The sequence below is a fragment of the Vibrio sp. Y58_MX_L22 genome, assembly GCF_024181865.1.
Classification (GTDB): domain Bacteria; phylum Pseudomonadota; class Gammaproteobacteria; order Enterobacterales; family Vibrionaceae; genus Vibrio; species Vibrio alginolyticus.
Genome location: NZ_JAMZAN010000003.1, coordinates 227,359 through 247,413, shown reverse-complemented (window position 1 = coordinate 247,413; position 20,055 = coordinate 227,359). Strand labels below are relative to the sequence as shown.

The following is a 20,055-nucleotide window of genomic DNA, read 5'->3' as shown; positions in this document are numbered from 1 at the left end:
TCTATGTCAGCCAATATTTCTCATAAAGCTCAAGAAACTCTCGTGAGGGAGTCTGAGGAACTCGTCTCAACAACGAACTTACAAGGTGTTATTACATATTGTAATGAAGCCTTTTGCCGCGTTGCTGAATACACTCACGAAGAACTTGTCGGTCAGAACCACAATATAGTTCGTCATAATGATATGCCTAAAGCCGCTTTCGGTGACATGTGGGCACGCCTTAAACAAGGTAAAGCCTGGCGTGGAATGGTTAAGAATGCCACTAAGTCTGGCGGTTACTATTGGGTTGATGCTTATGTCACCCCTATCTACGAAGACAACCATGTTGTTGGGTATCAATCAGTGCGCGTGAAACCAAAGCGAGAGTGGGTTGATATTGCGACAAAAGCCTACAAAAGCATGCGTGCTGCAGAGAAGTCTGGTCGAACTTGGTCGTTGAAAATCAATGAAACCATTCGCTATGCGATTCTACTTGGTGCACTAACCGCACCTGCAACCGCATATGCGTTGTCTGTTGAAGGGCCGTTGGCTTGGCTTGCAAGTGCGTTACCTGCAAGTGTTCTAGCTCTGTTATTCCGCCAAGAGTTAATTGATACACCTCAGCAACTTAAAAAGTTACAAAAGCAATATGACAGCGTAAGTCGCTTGATCTATTCTGGTAACACGGCATTTTCGATTGCCGATTTCCATATCAAAATGCTATCCGCAAGAATTCGAACCGTGTTAGGAAGGATGACTGACTCCGCATTGCCTTTGCAGCATTGCGCCGAAGAGCTTAGTCAAACAACGGCAGAAGTCTCGGCTGCATTAAATCAGCAAAATACCGATATTCATCGTGTGCGAGATGCTACCCAAGAGGTGGAGTCGTCGGCAAATTCGGTTTCTTCGAGTACCAATGATGCCCATATGTTGATTGATGATACATTGAAGTCATGCTTGATGGCGAAGGAGACCATTGATCAAACGCACACCAATCTAGCGCAATTAAGCCTTCAAGCTGAAAAAGCGACGGAAACGACGTATCAACTGAGTGATCAGGCGCAGAAGGTGAACCATTTGATGGAAGAGATTGGTGGGATCGCAGAGCAAACCAATTTACTGGCACTTAACGCGGCGATTGAAGCAGCAAGGGCAGGGGAGCAAGGTCGTGGTTTTGCTGTTGTAGCTGATGAGGTCCGCGCGCTTTCTGGGCGAACATCCAATGCAACTGAACAAATCCAAGCCTCTATCTCCACTATGTTGGCAACGATTCAAAGTTGGCAGAAAGATATTCTGGCAAACAAAGAGCAAACCGATGCCTGTTCTCAAGTAGCAGAACAAAGCGCGTTGCGTTTGTCTGAAGTTGAACAGATGATGCAAACCATGAGTGGGCTGATGGTTGATGTAGCAGAAGCGGCGAATAACCAGTTAAAGCTATCTAGTGATGTAAACCAGCACATTCATTCTATCGCTTCGACCGCAGAACAAAACTTGGCAGCAACACATTCAGTTGAGCAAAATAGCCGACAGTTGAAAGACCAAGTACAAGATTTCTATCAGCTCGCACTTCGATTTGAAGACAAATAGTCGTAACGAAAGTTGTGATGTTTATGTCCTGGCTGCGTTTATGCGAATAGGAGCCAGATAAAAGAAAGCCCCGCCATTGCTGGTGGGGCTTTTCAGTTTTCACATTCGCAATAGAGAAAACTGACTATCTTTTTACTGCAATTACGCGAGTAGCTCTTTTGCTGTGTTCACTACGTTTTCAGTCGTGAAACCAAACATTTTGAATAGTTCGCCGGCTGGTGCAGATTCACCGAATGAAGTCATACCAATGATGCGACCGTCGAAACCTACGTACTTGTACCAGAAGTCAGCAATACCTGCTTCAATTGCGATACGTGCTGTTACGTCTGATGGCAGTACAGCTTCACGGTAAGCGGCGTCTTGTTTGTCAAACGCATCTGTTGATGGCATTGAAACAACGCGTACTTTCTTACCTTCAGTAGTTAGCTGTGCTGCTGCTTCTACTGCTAGTTCAACTTCAGAACCTGTTGCGATAAGGATTAGCTCAGGCTTGCCTTCGCAATCTTTCAGAATGTAAGCACCTTTTGCGATGTCTGCTACTTGTTCTGCTGTGCGCTCTTGTTGCGCAAGGTTTTGACGAGAGAAGATAAGTGCTGTCGGTGCATCCTTACGTTCAATCGCCAACTTCCAAGCTACAGCGGACTCAACTTGGTCACATGGACGCCATGTGCTCATGTTTGGTGTTAGGCGTAGCGATGCCATTTGCTCAACTGGTTGGTGAGTTGGACCATCTTCGCCAAGACCGATAGAGTCATGCGTGTACACTTGGATGTTCTGAATTTTCATCAGCGCAGCCATACGCATTGCGTTACGTGCGTACTCCATGAACATTAGGAATGTTGCGCCGTAAGGAACGAAACCACCGTGTAGCGCGATACCGTTCATGATCGCTGTCATACCGAATTCACGTACGCCGTAGTGGATGTAGTTACCAGAGAAGTCGCTTGCTTCTAGAGACTTAGAACCAGACCACATGGTTAGGTTAGAAGGTGCTAGGTCAGCAGAGCCACCCATGAACTCTGGTAGTAGAGCACCAAATGCTTCTAGAGCATTTTGAGACGCTTTACGTGATGCAATGTTTGCTGGGTTAGCTTGAAGATCAGCAATGATTTGGCTTGCTTTCTCTTCCCACTGTGCAGGAAGCTCACCGTTTACGCGGCGTTTAAATTCAGCTGCCAGCTCAGGGTACGCTGCTTCATAAGCTGCAAATTTCTCGTTCCACGCTGCTTCCTTAGCTGCGCCTGTTTCTTTCGCTGACCATTCTGCGTAGACTTCTTGCGGAATTTCAAAAGGACCGTGCTCCCAACCTAGTTCTTTGCGTGTTGCTGCGATTTCTTCTGCACCTAGTGGCGCACCGTGACAATCGTGTGAACCAGATTTGTTTGGTGAACCAAAACCGATGATAGTCTTAGTACAGATAAGTGTAGGACGTGGATCCGCTTTCGCTGCTTCAATTGCTGCGTTGATTGCGTCAGCATCGTGACCATCGACTGCAGGGATTACGTGCCAACCGTAAGCTTCGAAACGCTTAGGTGTGTCGTCAGAGAACCAACCTTCAACGTGACCGTCGATAGAGATGCCGTTGTCATCCCAGAACGCGATCAGCTTGCCTAGACCTAGAGTACCTGCAAGAGAACATGCCTCGTGCGAAATACCTTCCATCAGACAGCCGTCGCCCATGAACACGTAAGTGAAGTGGTCAACGATGTCGTGGCCTTCTTTGTTGAATTGCGCTGCTAGCGCTTTTTCAGCTAGAGCCATACCAACCGCGTTAGTGATGCCTTGACCTAGCGGACCCGTTGTGGTCTCGATACCTGGCGCGTAACCGTACTCTGGGTGACCAGGAGTTTTAGAGTGAAGCTGACGGAAGTTTTTCAGATCGTCGATAGACAACTCGTAACCTGCAAGGTGCAGTAGAGAGTAAATCAGCATTGAGCCGTGGCCGTTAGACAGCACGAAACGGTCGCGGTCTGCCCACTCAGGGTTTGATGGGTTGTGGTTTAGATGAGAGCGCCAAAGAACTTCAGCGATGTCAGCCATACCCATAGGTGCACCTGGGTGACCAGAGTTAGCTTGTTGAACACCATCCATGCTTAGCGCACGGATTGCATTTGCTAGATGTTTACGATCCATAGTGATTACTTCTCGATATTTGATTTAAATAGAGGGAACTCGCCGAAACAAGTTCAAATAGAATTTTTTGAAAATAGTGCTGATGGTAAAAGCGAGTAGACGGGCTACTCGCTTTTGGTAAGCAATTATAGCTTAGCTTCGATCATCGCTTCTAGTTTGCCTTGGTCAACGGCGAAGTTGCGGATACCTTCAGCCAGCTTCTCAACAGCCATTGGGTCTTGGTTATGTTCCCATAGGAATTCAGCGTGAGTCATTGGTGCTGGACGCTCAGCTGCGCCTTTAGAATCAACTAGTTTCTCAACTACTTCACCTTCAGCTGCTTCTAGTTCTGCAAGTAGAGCAGGAGCGATAGTTAGACGGTCACAACCAGCTAGTTCTAAGATCTCACCGATATTACGGAAGCTTGCGCCCATAACTACAGTTTTGTAGCCGTATTCTTTGTAGTAGTTGTAGATCTTAGTTACAGATAGTACGCCTGGATCTTCTTGAGCTTCGAAGTCACGGCCTTCTTTCGCTTTGTACCAGTCCATGATACGACCAACGAATGGCGAGATTAGGAATACGCCCGCTTCTGCACAAGCACGTGCTTGAGCGAACGAGAATAGAAGCGTTAGGTTACAGTTGATGCCTTCTTTTTCTAGGATCTCAGCTGCGCGAATGCCTTCCCAAGTTGAAGCCAGTTTGATAAGGATACGGTCGTTAGTGATGCCAGCATCGTTGTACATTTTCACTAGTTGACGAGCTTTCGCTACGCTGCCTTCCATATCGTAAGATAGACGAGCGTCTACTTCTGTAGAGATACGACCTGGGATAGTTTTTAGGATTTCTTTACCGATGTTTACTGCAAGCATGTCACAAGTATCTTGAACTTGTTGAGCTTTGTCGTTGCTCTGTGCTTTAGCGTATTCGATTGAAGCATCGATTAGAGGTGCGTACTCTGCGATTTGAGCGGCTTTAAGGATAAGAGAAGGGTTAGTTGTTGCGTCTTCTGGCTGATACTTTTTAATTGCATCAATCTCGCCAGTGTCTGCTACTACAGTCGTTAGTTTACGAAGTTGCTCTAACTTGTTGCTCATAATCGATCATCCTATTTAAATGGGCTTAAATGGGCTTAAGCGTGATTTTTGTTATCACAGCTTGTGCATTTGCAAGCGAGTTAGCTAACCGTCTCATCGCATTTAATGAGACATCTGCTCAGCCAACTACGGAAAATTTCGTTACCGAACAAATGCTATGAACATTTGATCGATAGCTGAGTAAATGATGTGTCCATATTTATCCTATCTATGCTGAAAGTCAATCGCTGAAATGGACTTATAGTGAACTTCATCAACGTTTTTTTACTGTGTGTTTAGTGGTTAACCCAAATAAACGTTTGCCCTTATTGTTCAAAGCTTGAGCGTTGTCCAAGAGGGTAAAAAATTGTAGTGAGAAAATGTTATTGCGATGAGCAAATGTAGCGTTTAAATTGATAAAGAACATATGCTAAGTCAATGAGCATATGTTCACTTATTGCATACAATATCGATCCTCTTAAAGGGCGAGAGAAACCATGAGCAGTTCTAATCAAGATATTTCCATTGAAAACACGGATTTGTTGACAGAGATTTCCGTCGCGTATTATCAAGACGGTGCGACTCAGGAAGAGATATCGAGAAAATTTGCCATATCACGCGCAAAGGTCGGGCGAATGCTCAAGCAGGCACGTGATGAAGGCATTGTTGAAATTACCGTTAAATACCATCCGGTGTTCAGCGCCAAGATTGAACAACGTTTGATCGAGCGATTCGGCGTTAAGCGCGCGCTTGTTGCTCTTGATCAACCGAATGAAGAAGCGCAACGACTACAGGTATCGGGATTGGTGTCCAATTATCTCACTAGCACGCTCAAAAACGGCATGGTGGTGACGGTCGGACAAGGGCGCAACGTGTCGTCTGTCGCTCACCATATTGGTGTTATTACGCCGCGTGACTGTAAATTTGTGTGTGGCATTGGTGGTATTCACCCGCGTGGCGGTATGTATAACGCCGACCATATTTGTCGTCAGTTGGCGAAGAAATATGGGGGAACCTCTGAAACCCTTTATGCGCCGGCATACGCAGAAAATAGAGAACAGAAGTTGGCCTTCATGCAAAATGCAACCGTGAAACAAACGCTCGACCTAGCACGTAAAGCCGATGTTGCTTTGGTTGGTATTGGTGACATGAGCGAAAACAGTTACATGGTCGACTTAGGTTGGTTTACGCCTGATGAAGTGGTTCAGTCGAGACTTCAACAAGGTGTGGTAGGGGATTTTGCAGGTTATGACTTCTTTGATATTCACGGTAATGTAGCGAACACGGTAATGAGTGACCGAGTAATTGGACTTGGTATTGAAGAGTTTCGGCCGATCTCGGAAGTCATTGCGATCGCAGCTGAGAACAGCAAGCCACTCGCTCTACTCGGAGCATTAAGAACTGGAGCGATAGACGTGATCGCCACGAGCGTTAGCAACGCATTAACCGTGCTCAACTTAGATGAGCAAATGCACGGCAACGCGACATCTGAACGCTAACGGAAATAGTCGGCTTTTGATGTAGTCAGGCTATGAGGGGTGACAAATCACTCATAGCCAGTTTCTATTTCGAAATGACAAGTTTGGTTTAGAAGCTGCGTTTAGTTTATTGGAACACATCATCTTTAGATAAACGTAAGATACTTTGTTAAACAGACACTTGTCTTAACACTCGATAGGTAGAGAGTGGTCTGCACCCCATTCGGTCCAAGAACCGTCGTACACCGACAGGTTGTCCAGACCAATTTGATACGCCGCGAGTAATAAAATGCATGCGGTTACACCGGAACCGCAACTAAAAATAATCGAATTGTCACTATCTATCGTTAGTGCGCTAAATATCTGTTGCAACTCTGAATTTGGTTTAATGTGACCGTTGGCCAAGAGTTCTTGAAACGGTAAGCAAACCGAATTTGGAATGTGCCCACTACGTAGACCTTCTCGTGGCTCAGGCACTTCACCAAGGAAGCGAGCTTTGGCTCTGGCATCGATGATATTGGCACTTTTATTGGTTGAATGAGCAAGAACATCTTGTGCATTCAAAAAGGCATTTTGGTTGAGCTTGCCCGCAAAGTTGCCTTCTTCGCTTGGTTGCGATAGGGCACTTTCGGCAGGGAGTCCTGCTTCAATCCAAGCTGGAAGACCGCCATTTAAGACTCGGACATTGTCATGCCCCATGGCTTTGAACATCCACCAAGCTCTTGGTGCCGCTAAAGTGCCTGAGTTGTCATAAACCACAATCAAGTCTTCGTTGTTCAAACCGAGTTGTTGCGCACTTTGGTTGAAGCCTTCTTCTGTTGGCATCATATGCGGTAGGGAGGAGCCGGGTAAGCAAAAGTCATTGTCGTAATCAAAGCGTAAAGTATTTGGAATCCACTTATCTTGAATCTTTTTACCTTCAGAAGGGATTTGAAACGCAATACTAGCGTCGAGGAGCTTGACGTTAGGTTGGCCGAGAAGGCTATTGAGTTCATCAGTACTAATCAGTGCTTGCATTGTCTTTAGTTTGCTAGGTGGATAATCTTACTGTTTTACAACAAAAAAATCGCATGTTCAAAAGAACGATGCGATTTTTAAGTTAAAGATTGAAGATTTGTTCTGAAAGACAGCTTTCGATTTACCCAGTTACATGGTCCAAGTGTTGTCTCCAGAAGTAATCACTTTCTGAATTGGGTCACTACCGTCATAGAACCAAATTTCAACAAGTAGGCTACCTTGGCTATCAGAAACATTAAAGTCGACATTTGCTGTACCATTGTTGAGTGGAACCGATGCGACTTTGCTTGGGTATTTTGCATCGTAGTTACCTGAACTGTTCTCGACAAACTCTTTGTACACGCTTAGGTGTGCTCGTTGTGAAGAGAAACCACTGATGTCTACATTGAGCGTACCTTCCGTCACTGGGTTGTAGCTAAAGCCATCTGGTACTACTAGATCCTGCATGGTTGCATCTTCCACTGTTACCGTTGTCTCTTCTTCAGTAGTTTCTTCCTGCTGGGTAGTATCTTCCTCTGGCACCGTGGTTTGGGTTGGTGGAGGTGGTGTACTGTTACCACCTCCGCCGCCACCGCCTCCGCCACAAGCTGTTAGTGCTAATCCCATGATGATTGTGATAAGTGCTTTCATAATGTTATCTCCCTATGGAATGTAGCATTTGTTAGGTGTTGGAGCGGTGTGCCAATCTGTGCTTAGTTCGCCACCAGACTCAGCCCAAGCTTGGAATTGAGGGTATGCATCGACCATGTCTACACGCTCTAGCGGCCAATCCCAATCTTCTACTATCAACAGTGCCCAAGGTAAGTTGTTTGCTGTTTTGAAGTACACACCTTGTGCAGGGTCACTTGCATCGACGCCGACACCGAAGAGGTTTTGGTCATCAAACTGTTCTGTTGGTGCTTGGTCTGCTAAGTGAACTTCCCATTTACGACCTGGTTGGAAGGTAATCCCGTCGCCATGGTAAGTGCCCGGTGTTGCAAAGATGAACGGGTCGTATGGCATGGCTTGAATCGCTGAACGGTCAGAGCCTTCAGTGAAGTAAACATTCAAGGTAAAGGTGAGTGAAACGTTATCATCACAGCCAGGCTCTGTGCGGAAGTAGCTACAGCTGCTCGCCGCGTGTGTGCTTAAGTCTTCACTGATGATGAAAATTGCTTCATCAGAAATACTTTCCAAGCCATTAGATGCTTGCTCTACACCATTGAAGGATAGCGTCGTTAATCCATTTTCAATCGAGCTTCTCAGTACACCCGGTAGTCGGATTGCGAAGCCATTTTTGTAACTTGCGCCGTAAGCCGCTAGGTCACCAGTAATTTGAATATTCTCAACATGACCAGCAAGACTGGTTTCAGTGATGCGGAATTTCACGACCACATCGTTCATGTCGTAGTCTGCGGTGTATGGCCAATTATCTTCATAAGCCACGGTGGCGTAATCTTCTGCACTCGGGAAATATTCCACTGAGTAACCATTACCAGTGATGGTGATTGGGTAATCTTCCACCTCACCAGACGTCGAACCACCATCGTAGTTTAATCCGGTTTGTTGGCTAAAGCGGAATCGGCTCCAGCTTGAACCTTCCGTTGCAGCGGTTGAAACTACAAACGGTAGGGGATTATTACCCGCAGACAGTAATTGGTCAGTAAAGACTTGTTCGCCTTCATCATCAAAGTCACCATCGCGGTTCCAGTCAAACCATGCTGATAGGTAGCCAGAAGTGGAAGCCGTCACATTCACAATTGAACTTAAACCTGGGTCAAGTGCGGATACAAAACCAACACCATCTTCATCAGCGGTGCCCACAGAGTTGTCGTTTGCTTGACCGTCAGCATCACCGTCTGGAGCGACGGAACCAAGCCAAGTTACACCGTCCACCTCGTGGCGAGGACCGTTTGACGCAAGCGTGGTGTGGTAGCTGTCTGGAGCATCACCAAAATCAATTGGCTCGTCTTCGTCAATCACGGGAGCGTTTGCACAACGTGCGCCATCATTTTGGCTTGAGCTTGGACCGTTGGATACAAACTCAACCGCAGGAACGATACCTGCTGCGATATTGGCTGCGTTGCCTTCCGAAAGGTCAACACGATAGATTTTGCCATCTTGGTTACGTGACACGTAGTAGTTGCCGTTTACATCGAAGTAGCCAGCACCAAATGTGCCTAACTCGCCTGTGTCACCTATCGCAGTCGTATTACCATTCGATGGGTTGAACTGATACAGCACACCAGAGTTATTGTCGATGCCGTAAAGGGAGCCATCACCTGGATGGAATGCAAAGTCGGTAAGGTTCACAGTCGCTGTTGAACTAATTTTCACGATGCTCAAGGTCGCATTTGGATCAGAATCGAGCGGAGAAAGGTCAATGGAGAAAAGTCCTTTGCCTTTGCGGTACAAGTAGTAGACGTGGTTGTAAACGTCACCTACGTAAAACGTGTGGTCGGTAGGAAGACCCGAAACATCAAGCGTCTCTGCTTGGAAGTCTTGACCAAGACGAACAATCTTTTTGTTTGTGGTGTCGTATCCGTAGATATAACGGTCAGTGAAGTTAAAACCTACACCGTTAATGCCCGAAGCCAAACCTGTGTCGTCCTCTAAAAGAGTCGTAGAACCTGTAACCAAATTGACGCCATAGATTTGAACCGGGGTTGATTGGAATAGGTATGCTTGGCTTGGGCATGTGTCAAATGGCGCCGCTTGTGCATAAGCGCTCGCTATTAGAGACCCAAGTAGTAGTGATGTCCTTTTCATAATTCGCCCTCTCATTGGTTCGTGATATATGCAATGAAAGGAATGTGCCAACTTTTAACTTGTTGAATTTTATGGAGTTAATATTTGTAAGAAGAAGGGTTTTAAATCTGATTGTCAAAATGAGAAAAAAGCCCAACATTGAGTTGGGCTTTTTGGGAATGATTAGAGGTTTAGAGCTAACTACAAACCGGACAGGTGGGCATTTTCATCAGATTCATTTCTCGCCAAGACATGCTGAGCGCGTCCAAAATCAGAATTTTGCCTTTCTTTGGTTGGCCGTAATCAGCAATCACTTTAATCGCTTCCATAGCTTGCACTGCACCAACAATACCAACAACAGGCGCCATGACTCCGGCTTCGACACAACTTAACGCACCGCTACCGAAGAGGGCACTTAAGCACTGGTAACATGGTTGTGCTGGATCATCGTAAGTAAACACACTCACTTGGCCTTCCATACGAATAGCCGCGCCTGAAATCAGCGGTGTTTTGGTCGCCAAACATAGGCGGTTAAGTTGATTGCGCGTATCGACGTTATCTGATGCATCGACAACAATAGTGTGTTGCTTAATCAGGCTTTCTAACGCTGTATCATCAAGACGTTTTGCGATGGTATCTACGATGATGTGCGGGTTAAGTTCGCGTAGTGCATCTGCCGCTGATTCTACCTTCTTACGACCAATATCTGCATCGTGGTGCAGCACTTGGCGCTGAAGGTTAGACAACTCGACGATATCATCATCAATCAGTGTGATTTTACCGACACCAGCAGTCGCCAAATATTGGCTTGATGCGCAGCCTAAACCGCCAGCACCAAGCATCAATACCGATGCTTGTTTGAGTGCTTCTTGTCCTTCAAAGTCAAACTGACGAAGAATGATTTGGCGGTTGTAACGCAGCATTTCCTGATCGGAAAGAATATCCACAACGTCTTCCTAGTAAAGGGTTGAGTTGAATAGTTGAATCTGAACCGTTTCGCCCACTTCAACTCGGCCGCGTTCACGTTCCAATACAACAAAGCAATTGGCTAGGCTCATTGAGCGGAATGCGCCAGAGCTCTGGTTACCGGTTGTTTCAACCACAAACTTGCCATCTTCTAATGTGTAGATACCACGTTGGTAATCGGTACGACCTGGCGCTTTCTTAAAGGCGGTTTTGGTTGTTGCCGGAATGGACTCGGGTGCTTTCCATTCGGTGTGTCCTGCAAGTTTTGCCAGCATTGGTTGAACAAGCACGTACATAGTAAGAGCTGCAGAAACCGGGTTACCTGGCAGACCACAGAACCAAGCTGTACTTAGCTTACCAAATGCGAAAGGTTTACCCGGCTTGATTGCTAGCTTCCAGAAACCGATTTCACCAAGTTCTTCAAGAATGTCTTTGGTGTAATCCGCTTCGCCTACACTGACACCGCCTGAGGTCACAACCACATCTGCCAATGTCTGCGCTTGTTCAAAGGTTGCTTTTAGAGTCTCTGGGCAATCTGGAATGATGCCTAGATCAACGGCTTCGCAACCGAAGTTCTCGATAAGTGGTTTAATACCGTAACGGTTGCTGTCGTAGATCTGACCTTCGTCTAGCGGCTCACCCAGTGGTTTAAGCTCATCGCCAGTAGAGAAGAAAGCAACTTTTGGTTTACGTACTACTGTCACGTGGCTAACACCTAGAGACGCAATCATCGGAATATCGCGAGGTGTTAAACGTGCGCCTTTTGCCAGTACGATGTCGCCTTGCTTGATGTCGTCACCTGTTGGGCGGATGTTGTTTTGCGGCTTCACGTCGGTTTGGTTGAACTGAATGCCAGCATCCGTTACTTCTGTGTTTTCTTGCATGATAACGGCATCACAACCCTGTGGGATTTTTGCGCCAGTCATGATGCGAACACAGGTACCTTGAGGCCATTCACCTTCAAAAGGTTGTCCTGCAAATGATTTACCTGCCAGAGGCAAAACAGAAGACGACTCAAGATCTTGAATGCGAATAGCGTAGCCATCCATTGCTGAGTTATCGAATGGCGGTACGTGAATAGGAGACAAGATGTCTGCTGCCAGTACAAAGCCGAGTGCGTCAGCAAGTGGAAGAGAAAGCGTTGTTTGGATAGGTTTGATTCGCGATAGCATTTTGTCCATCGCTTCTTCAATTGGCATCAAGCCAGGTGCGTCGCAGCAGCCCATTGAGAAAATCCTGTGTTCTTTTGTTTTGTGGCAACTTTACCATAAAAGGGGACTGAGTAAGAATGTCCACCTATAAAATATGGGTGTAATTATTCAAAAATCCGAGTATCCTTGTCAGCCATCCAAAAGGGGTAAAAAACCTGCGGAGCTCAAGAAAATCAGCTCAGTACCTTCATCTGATGTGACTTGGTGTAAAGACACGAACTGAGCAACTCAAAGCGAAAAGTATGAATGCAATTTTGATTGGGTTTGTACGAAGGCTGAAGTAAAACAAAAGAGGAAGTGGAATGTCAGGTCTTAGCGAGTCAGCGAAGTTAGTAAAAGAAGCGCTAGAGCAACGCGGTTTGGAAACGCCAATGCGTCCAAACAACGTAAGTCGTGAAGAGAAGAAAGAGAAGATCGAACACCACATGCGTGAGATTTTAGGTCTACTTCAACTTGACCTCACTGACGATAGCCTAGAAGAGACCCCTCACCGCATTGCTAAGATGTACGTTGACGAAATCTTCTCTGGTCTGGATTACTCCAACTTTCCTAAAATCACGGTGATTGAGAACAAGATGAACGTGAGCGAGATGGTTCGCGTGAAGGACATCACAGTGACCAGTACTTGTGAACACCACCTTGTGACCATCGATGGCAAGGCTGCTGTGGCTTACATTCCACGTGGCAAGATCATTGGCCTGTCAAAGATCAACCGTATCGTTCGCTTCTTTGCCCAGCGTCCACAAGTTCAAGAGCGTATGACTCAGCAAATTCTTGTTGCACTTCAAACGTTGCTTGAGTCCGATGATGTGGCAGTGACGATTGACGCAACACACTACTGCGTGAAATCTCGCGGTGTGATGGATGCAACCAGCGAAACCACGACAACAGCATTGGGCGGTATCTTCAAAAGCAACCCAGCAACGCGTGCCGAGTTTCTGCACGGTTTACGTTAGGTAACCAAGCACTATTCTAAGAGGATGGCAAACGCCATCCTTTTTTTATGCTTGTTTAGAAAATGACTTCATGATTTCTGGCCAATACATTTTGACGTAACCTGCCGATACCCAAACAACCAATACAGTCGCGATACTGAGCTCTAGAAAACCAAAGTCGTGTAGCCAGTGCCAGTGAGGGTGCGATTCGGCGAAAAAAGAAGTCAAGCGATGCATTGCGATGGCGCTGATCACGGAAGGAAAGGTTACTGCCGCGATAGAAGGTTGAAACTTCAAGCGAAGTAAGCGGAAGTAACATAAGTAGATCAATAACGTCATAGTGATGGCGATCCCGGCCAATGCGCCTGTCAGTATCGGGTCAGGTAAGGGAAAGTTCACCAAGTATGCTGCTAATGACAAGTTTACCGGCGCGGCCATAATCGCGAGGGTCGGTCTTGCTCGCCTTGGTAGAGAGCCGAAAAACACCAAACGATACAACACGAGTGGCAGCATGAAGAAATAAATGCCGATGCACATCATCGCTAACGTTTCGGAGAATAAGTTGTGACCTAGTTGAGAACCGGCTAGTGAACTACTGATCAGCCCCACCGGATAAAGAAACCAACTCGGTACGATATTGGACATTTTGAAGTTCATTAGCTGAAAGCTAAAAAACAGCACCATCATAGTAAAATGCAGCAAAAGCGCCATAAACCAAAGTGGATAAGCGATGATAGGTGCTACAGCGGCAAGATAATCTGCAAGGATCAGTAACGCCATACTCATTGGTGCCATTAAACTACCACTCAGTGGGTGACGAATGTCGACCATGAATAATCGTGGATTCGCGGCATATTTTATGAGTACAGGGGCGAGTAAAAGTGCGCCGAGTGACGCCAAAAATGGGCGTATCGGTTCACCAATCTCAGGAACATAGAGTGCCCAAGCTTGCCCTAAACCTATCATACCTAGTGCCAACGCGGCTTGAGACGGCGGGACACTATAAAACTGCACAAGTCTTCTCCAGTTCAAATCTACTCCATTTGATTTTTGCCTGAATGAAACAAAACATGACGATTTGGATGAAATGCTCTATTTAAGTAGCGAATACTAACAAGTATGGAGAGGGGTTTCTCATGAAAGGTGGTGAGCAAATATCAGAGAATGATAATTTTGTGAGTTTGGTATCGAATATTTGGGAAAAGATGTAAAAATGCAGAGTTTATCGCTCCAAACCCTTCGATAGTCTGGAGCGAAGTGATAACAAAGAGAATGTTATGTTGATTGATTCTCCGGTAGATCCTGTTGGCGTAACTTTTCGTTTTTGATTGTGCGATGCAGCAACTGGCTGTAAATAGGTTGTCCACCCAACAATTGAGCAATAATCACAGCGCCCAAACAAGTAATGATCAATGGCAGGATTAAGTAGTAGTTATTCGTCATTTCAATCACTAACAGAATACCTGTAATCGGTGCACGTACCGTTGCAGCAAACAGGGCACCCATGCCCGCAATCGCAAATACACCAGGCTCGATATCAAGCGCAGGGAGCAAGACATCAGCACTTGCTCCGAACGCATAGCCAAATAAGGTTCCCAGAGCAAGCATAGGTGCAAAGATGCCTCCCGGCGCACCAGAACCAAAACAGAGCAGGGTTGTAATTACACGACCAAAGAAAAGCAAAACTAAAATAGATACCGAGTAGTTACCGTTAGTAATGTCAGGAATAAGGCCGATACCACCACCAGTTAGTTGGGGTACGTACAAAAGAAGCAAACCAAACACGCCTCCCAGTAGCGAACCCACAATCAAGTAGCGCTTACGATCGTTTTTGTGAATTGCGACAAAACTGTCTTGTGCCACGGTAATCAGTTTATTGAAGATCACGCCAAACACGCCAAACAATGCGCCAAGCAATAAAAACAGCCATAGGGTTTGAAGCTCTGGCGACTGGTATTGCGGCATAGTGATAACGGCGTCTTGCCCGTTGATGGCGCGAAACACTATGTTCGCCATAATGGCAGAAATGATCACTGCGCGAATTGAGATCAAAGAGTAGCGAAACTGAGGTCGCATTTCCTCCACAACGAACATAATGCCTGCGAGTGGGGCATTAAAAGCCGCAGCCAAACCGCCAGCAGCACCAGAAGCGAGCAGGGAGTGGCGGGTATCGTCATCCTTTACCCGGAATATATCGGTCACCATTCGACCTACAGCACCACCCATTTGAACGGTTGGACCTTCACGACCCAGCACCATACCTGAGCCAAGTGCGCCCATGCCGCCGAAGAATTTTACTGGTAGAACTCGCCACCAGCGCACTGGACGAATATTATCCATTGCCCCTTCGATTTCAGGAATACCAGAACCTGCCGCTTCTGGCGCAAAGCGGTGCACAAGAAAATAGCCAATAAAAGCTAAAAGTGCGCTAATGAGAACCGCTGCCAGCCACAACGGTAGAACATTACCAATTTCGCTTCTTAACCATTCTGTTCGTGTTTCAGAAACGAAATGAACGGCAAGCTCGAAATACGTACCGACAAAACCAGCCAACGTACCCACAATGGCGGCCATAATGAGAACAGAAAATGGTGTTGACCCTCGAGAGACAAACTGGTTAATCGCATCTTTCGGTACGTGCGCCAACACAGATTTCACAATTCTCTCGCGTTTGGTCATTAACAAGCTCTCCTGTTGCTGGGGGAAGGGACGAAAGAAAGTATACGCTTCGCAGAGTCTAGACCTAATCAATAAAGATGCAATTTAGCTTTTCACTATTGAGTGTTTGAAGTGTCGCGATATTATTCATTCACTCAGATTGTGCTATTGCTCTCATAATTTAGGGTAAAAAACTTGTTTTTTGAGAAAAATGAACCATGCTTTAAATGTAAAGCAACATGACTGCTTCAGAAGGAGGGATGTGAGGTTTTACACACAATTTGGATGGATTCAAACCCTACGGTAAGTCCTCGTTTTATGTTCGGGATGCATCAATAGACATCGCCGATTCGCACACTCACGATTGAGTAACGAGGTAGAGGCGCACGCACATGTGCGCCTTCTTAATTTCTGCGTCATAACTTTCATCACCACCTACAACTATTTTTCTCTTGAACATTTTCTTGCAGTTAGTAATGTCTTAGTTCGATGTCAACCAACTAGAGCAGTGCATGCGCTTTTATCTTCGACTCTTACTTTCTTTATGTTGTTGTTCGGTAACGTTTCCGGCACTTTCAACGCCGAGCTGGTGGCAAGACACGTTGTCAGCAATGCCATATTCCAATCTAAAAGAACGTATAGAAAAAAGTGGAAGCTGGTATGGTTGCGAAGTGCAGCTGCGAGACAACTCAACGTTTATCAGCGCATTTTGTTTGGATGATTTTTCGTACTACCAGCAGCACTTGTATGGTGAGGTGATTTTGAGAAGAGAAAGTGCTCAGTTCTCGTTTCTTACTGAATACGAGTGGCAGCGTCTGAATGACTTACTTCTCAACTTAAGAAAGGATGGGTTAGTTTTACGCAGAGTCACTATCGGAAAAGAGCAATATGATGTCGTTGAAGCTCTGGAAAAGAAATCTTCCGAGCTTGTCGATAAAGAAGTTATTTTGTTGATGAACCGCTATCCACAAGAAACGATTCGAAGTTTGCTTTGGGTAAAACCGGACGAGTTTCTTACGCCATCACCGTCCTTAAATGTGCACTTGCGCAGTGATGGCGAAATTATCGAGGTCAAAGTGACTCGTTTTTAGATTCTTTATGGAGAGATAGGAAGGTCGCCATTGCTGATTCATCCAAAAAACCATCCGATTTTTTGTGAGCGCGCAGGTATTGATAGCCTGCGATTAGCTTGCGGTGTAGCTCTTCTGCATCGTCTGACAACGGCTGATTCATAACGTGTTGAAAGGCAAGTTTGTACGCATCCATATCCACGACTTCAGCACGGCGATATAAATAACCACATCCCGTTGCTAACCATTCGAGAGAGCAATTGGCGCGCATTGCAATTTGATTTGCTTTGGTTAGGCTAGGTTCACTGCCTTTAAGGTATTTGCGTATTAAAGCTTCAGACACATCGACGCGTAGAGCGAACCCGCTGATGCTTTCTTCTCCGATCAGGGTGGCTAGGCGTTGGGCAAAAGACATATTTCGTACTCCAGTTCGAATTGCGAAAGTTTACCCGTTGAGCCGGTACGAAAACAAGACTACGATGAATGCAGATCAATTGAAGGAGAAAACCCATGGTTGCAAAAGTAGTAACTGCACCAAAAGGCCCAGAGTTCTCAGAGCTGGTTCAAGGATATTGGCGTGCAGTTGAGTGGGGAATGACGGCTCAAGAGCGTTTGTCATTTCTTAAGCAACACATTGAGTTAGGCATTACGACAGTCGATCACGCCGACATCTACGGTAATTACGAGTGTGAGGCGTTGTTTGGTGAAGCGTTAGCTTTAGACAAGAGTGTTCGTGAGCAAATTCAGATCGTGACGAAATGCGACATCAATTTGTGTGGCGATAAAACGCCAGAGCGTAAGATCAATCACTACGACACGAGCTCAGCACATATCTACCAATCGGTGAATAACTCGCTAGAACGTTTGAATGTGGATGAAATCGACGTACTTTTAATTCATCGTCCTGACGTGTTAATGGATGCGGACGAGGTTGCAGAAGCATTTTCTGAGCTTCACAAAGTCGGCAAAGTGAAGCACTTTGGCGTGTCTAACTTCACTCCACGCCAGTTTGAACTGCTGCAATCTCGCTTAGGTAAGCCGTTGGTTACTAACCAAGTGGAAATCAACCCACTTAACTTTGAGGTTGCTCACGATGGAACGCTTGACCAAATGCAAATGTTGCGTACGCGACCAATGGCTTGGTCTTGCCTCGGTGGAGGTTCAATTTTTAGTGGTGACAGTGAGCAAGCTGTTCGTGTCCGTAACGAATTAGAAGCAATTCGTGAAGAAGTGGGCGCAGCGAGTATTGACCAAGTAATTTATGCCTGGGTACGTCGTTTGCCATCTAACCCTATTCCAATCATTGGCTCTGGTAAAATCGAGCGTGTGCAAACTGCAGTTAATGCATTGAACATCGAACTTACTCGAGAGCAATGGTATCGCGTATGGGTGGCTTCTAAAGGTCATGGTGTGCCATAGAATTGATATCTTATCGATGAAATTGTTATTAAAGGCATCCTCTAGCAGGGTGCCTTTTTAGTTTTAGCGCGTTACTGTTTACCCATTATGGAAATGGAAAGAATGAAATTCGAGCAAAAATGGGCTTTGGATGTTAGCTGCAACTTTTTGCTTACTTTGGGTGGAGGAGTTTTACCCATGTTTGTTTTATGTCACTAAACAGCGAATGTGATGCTTGCTTTTTAGTCATTTTGTTCACTCATTCATTCATATTGCGTATGCTTATTGAATAATAAAGAAATAAAAAACTCGTCAGTTTTCTCGTATTACATGCTGTAACAATCTGTTAGACTCCGGCGCAGATTGTGGAATATAAAAAGGTGATTGAATGTCTTTTCCCGTACTCATCTGTGATGATTCAGCGTTAGCACGCAAACAGATGGCGAGATCACTACCAGCCACATTGAATGCCGATATTACGTTTGCTATCCACGGAAAAAACGCGCTAGAAGAACTCGAAAAAAACGAGTTTAAATTGATGTTTCTTGATTTGACCATGCCAGAAATGGATGGCTTTGAAACACTAGAGCACATGCAACGGTTGGGGGATAAAACTCCGGTGGTTGTTGTGTCGGGGGATATCCAACCTAAAGCGAAAGAGCGCGTGTTCGCACTGGGTGCAAAAGCGTTTATTCAAAAACCGATCGCCAAAGATGAACTCAAGAAGGCGCTTAAAGAGTTGGTCGAGCCAGAACCTCGTCCTCAAATTATCACGCCTGTCTCTATTGAGTTACCGATTTTACGTCGTCGCGATATTTACATGGAAGTGGCTAACGTTTCAATTGGTCGAGCAGCCGATGCGTTGGCGCGTCACTTTGATGTGTTTGTGCAACTACCTCTGCCGAACGTCAATATCTTTGAAGTGAGCGAACTTCACATGGCCCTACGCGACTTGGCGTCGCATGACAACGTATCGGGCGTTTGTCAGGGATTTTGTGGCGAAGGTATTGCTGGCGAAGCGCTAGTGATTTTGAGTGATTCAAGCGTATCTGATCTCAAAAAGTTGATGAAAGTACCAGCAGACAGCGAAGAGCTAGAAGAGCTTGAGCTGCTAATGGATATTTCTAATATTTTGGTGGGGTCGTTCTTAAATGGTTTAGGCGAGCAGTCTGAAGTCCGATTCTTCCAAAGTCCACCGGTACTCCTTGGTCAACATATCTCAATTGACTCGATCATTGAATCTACAACTGGAGCATTCAGCCGCACGATGACATTCGAAGTGAGCTACAACATTGAAGGAACGTCGATTCGTTGTGACTTGCTGTTTATGTTTGTGGATGAATCCTTGCCGCTGCTTGATAACAAACTGTCTTATCTAATGGAGGAGTTCTAATGTTGAATATGCCAGCAGAGTTTGAACAATTCCATTGGATGGTGGATATGGTACAAAACGTCGACATGGGCTTAGTGGTCATTGATCGAGATTACAATGTACAGGTCTGGAATGGGTTTATGACTCATCACAGTGGTTTGCAGTCTCATGATGCGATTGGTCGTTCTATATTTGATATCTTCCCTGAAATCCCACAGGAGTGGTTTAAATTAAAAACAAAACCAGTGTATGACCTAGGCTGCCGCAGCTTCATCACATGGCGACAACGACCTTACTTATTCTGCTGTCGCAATGTTCGACCAGTTACGCAGCAAGCGGAGTTTATGTACCAGAATGTTACGTTGAACCCAATGCGCACACCGACTGGAAAAATCAACTCGTTGTTTTTGTCTATACAAGACGCGACGGCTGAAGCTCTGATGTCTCAGAATCAATAGCGATAAAAAAC

The 20,055-nt window shown here is 45.7% G+C and carries 17 protein-coding genes; 7 read left to right on the top strand and 10 right to left on the bottom strand.

Annotated elements, in window-relative coordinates; all coding sequences use genetic code 11:
* Nucleotides 1-3: 3 nt before the first annotated feature.
* Nucleotides 4-1,566 (top strand): PAS domain-containing methyl-accepting chemotaxis protein, encoded by a 1,563-nt coding sequence (locus NL626_RS08795; protein WP_005389027.1) that lies wholly within the window; start codon nt 4-6, stop codon nt 1,564-1,566.
* A 141-nt stretch (nt 1,567-1,707) separates the two neighbouring features.
* Here the strand turns inward: NL626_RS08795 and tkt are convergent, their stop codons facing one another.
* Together tkt and tal are read right to left on the bottom strand one after the other, a co-directional pair.
* Entirely contained in the window at nt 1,708-3,699 is a 1,992-nt protein-coding gene (tkt, locus tag NL626_RS08790; RefSeq protein WP_158173414.1) for a transketolase, read from the bottom strand.
* Nucleotides 3,700-3,824: 125 nt separating this feature from the next.
* Nucleotides 3,825-4,775 carry a transaldolase gene (tal, locus tag NL626_RS08785; RefSeq protein WP_005373488.1) on the bottom strand — a complete coding sequence of 317 codons (951 nt, stop codon included), beginning with the start codon at nt 4,773-4,775 and terminating at the stop codon, nt 3,825-3,827.
* 476 nt (nt 4,776-5,251) lie between these two features.
* Here tal and NL626_RS08780 point away from each other — a divergent pair, with 476 nt between their 5' ends.
* Nucleotides 5,252-6,253, top strand: a complete 1,002-nt coding sequence (locus NL626_RS08780) for a sugar-binding transcriptional regulator (RefSeq protein WP_005387670.1) — start codon at nt 5,252-5,254, stop codon at nt 6,251-6,253.
* A gap of 165 nt (nt 6,254-6,418) precedes the next feature.
* On the opposite strand, the gene NL626_RS08775 is transcribed toward NL626_RS08780, so the two are convergent.
* The 5 genes from NL626_RS08775 to moeA form a co-directional block, all read right to left on the bottom strand.
* The gene (locus NL626_RS08775) at nt 6,419-7,249 is read right to left on the bottom strand and encodes a sulfurtransferase (protein WP_213969571.1); all 831 of its coding nucleotides are present in this window, start codon (nt 7,247-7,249) and stop codon (nt 6,419-6,421) included.
* A 129-nt stretch (nt 7,250-7,378) separates the two neighbouring features.
* Complete coding sequence (locus NL626_RS08770; RefSeq protein ID WP_137282758.1) at nt 7,379-7,879, bottom strand: hypothetical protein; 501 nt, start codon at nt 7,877-7,879, stop codon at nt 7,379-7,381.
* 12 nt (nt 7,880-7,891) lie between these two features.
* Nucleotides 7,892-9,997, bottom strand: a complete 2,106-nt coding sequence (locus NL626_RS08765; RefSeq protein ID WP_213969570.1) for an LruC domain-containing protein — start codon at nt 9,995-9,997, stop codon at nt 7,892-7,894.
* A gap of 176 nt (nt 9,998-10,173) precedes the next feature.
* Nucleotides 10,174-10,923 (bottom strand): molybdopterin-synthase adenylyltransferase MoeB, encoded by a 750-nt coding sequence (gene moeB, locus NL626_RS08760; RefSeq protein WP_213969569.1) that lies wholly within the window; start codon nt 10,921-10,923, stop codon nt 10,174-10,176.
* A gap of 9 nt (nt 10,924-10,932) precedes the next feature.
* Nucleotides 10,933-12,168, bottom strand: coding sequence for a molybdopterin molybdotransferase MoeA (moeA, locus tag NL626_RS08755; RefSeq protein ID WP_213969568.1), 1,236 nt, complete (start codon nt 12,166-12,168; stop codon nt 10,933-10,935).
* A 287-nt stretch (nt 12,169-12,455) separates the two neighbouring features.
* Here moeA and folE point away from each other — a divergent pair, with 287 nt between their 5' ends.
* Entirely contained in the window at nt 12,456-13,109 is a 654-nt protein-coding gene (gene folE / locus NL626_RS08750) for a GTP cyclohydrolase I FolE (protein WP_005373478.1), read from the top strand.
* A 45-nt stretch (nt 13,110-13,154) separates the two neighbouring features.
* Here folE and NL626_RS08745 read toward each other — a convergent pair whose 3' ends face one another.
* Nucleotides 13,155-14,102 carry a TDT family transporter gene (locus NL626_RS08745; RefSeq protein WP_005373475.1) on the bottom strand — a complete coding sequence of 316 codons (948 nt, stop codon included), beginning with the start codon at nt 14,100-14,102 and terminating at the stop codon, nt 13,155-13,157.
* A gap of 261 nt (nt 14,103-14,363) precedes the next feature.
* Nucleotides 14,364-15,767, bottom strand: coding sequence for a H(+)/Cl(-) exchange transporter ClcA (clcA, locus tag NL626_RS08740; protein WP_005373473.1), 1,404 nt, complete (start codon nt 15,765-15,767; stop codon nt 14,364-14,366).
* Between the two features lie 491 nt (nt 15,768-16,258).
* On the opposite strand from clcA, the gene NL626_RS08735 reads away from it, so the two are divergent.
* Nucleotides 16,259-16,837 (top strand): hypothetical protein, encoded by a 579-nt coding sequence (locus NL626_RS08735; RefSeq protein ID WP_137282754.1) that lies wholly within the window; start codon nt 16,259-16,261, stop codon nt 16,835-16,837.
* Here the strand turns inward: NL626_RS08735 and NL626_RS08730 are convergent.
* Entirely contained in the window at nt 16,818-17,231 is a 414-nt protein-coding gene (locus tag NL626_RS08730; protein WP_253657239.1) for an XRE family transcriptional regulator, read from the bottom strand. The two genes, NL626_RS08735 and NL626_RS08730, sit on opposite strands and share 20 nt — an antisense overlap.
* A 95-nt stretch (nt 17,232-17,326) precedes the next feature.
* On the opposite strand from NL626_RS08730, the gene NL626_RS08725 reads away from it, so the two are divergent.
* The 3 genes from NL626_RS08725 (at nt 17,327) to NL626_RS08715 (ending at nt 20,044) form a co-directional block, all read left to right on the top strand.
* Nucleotides 17,327-18,235, top strand: a complete 909-nt coding sequence (locus NL626_RS08725; RefSeq protein WP_005387688.1) for an aldo/keto reductase family oxidoreductase — start codon at nt 17,327-17,329, stop codon at nt 18,233-18,235.
* A 367-nt stretch (nt 18,236-18,602) separates the two neighbouring features.
* Nucleotides 18,603-19,607: a response regulator gene (locus tag NL626_RS08720; protein ID WP_005373466.1), complete on the top strand. Its 1,005-nt coding sequence runs from the start codon at nt 18,603-18,605 to the stop codon at nt 19,605-19,607.
* Nucleotides 19,607-20,044: a PAS domain-containing protein gene (locus NL626_RS08715; RefSeq protein ID WP_005373463.1), complete on the top strand. Its 438-nt coding sequence runs from the start codon at nt 19,607-19,609 to the stop codon at nt 20,042-20,044. Before NL626_RS08720 ends, NL626_RS08715 begins: the two co-directional genes overlap by 1 nt.
* Nucleotides 20,045-20,055 lie beyond the last annotated feature (11 nt).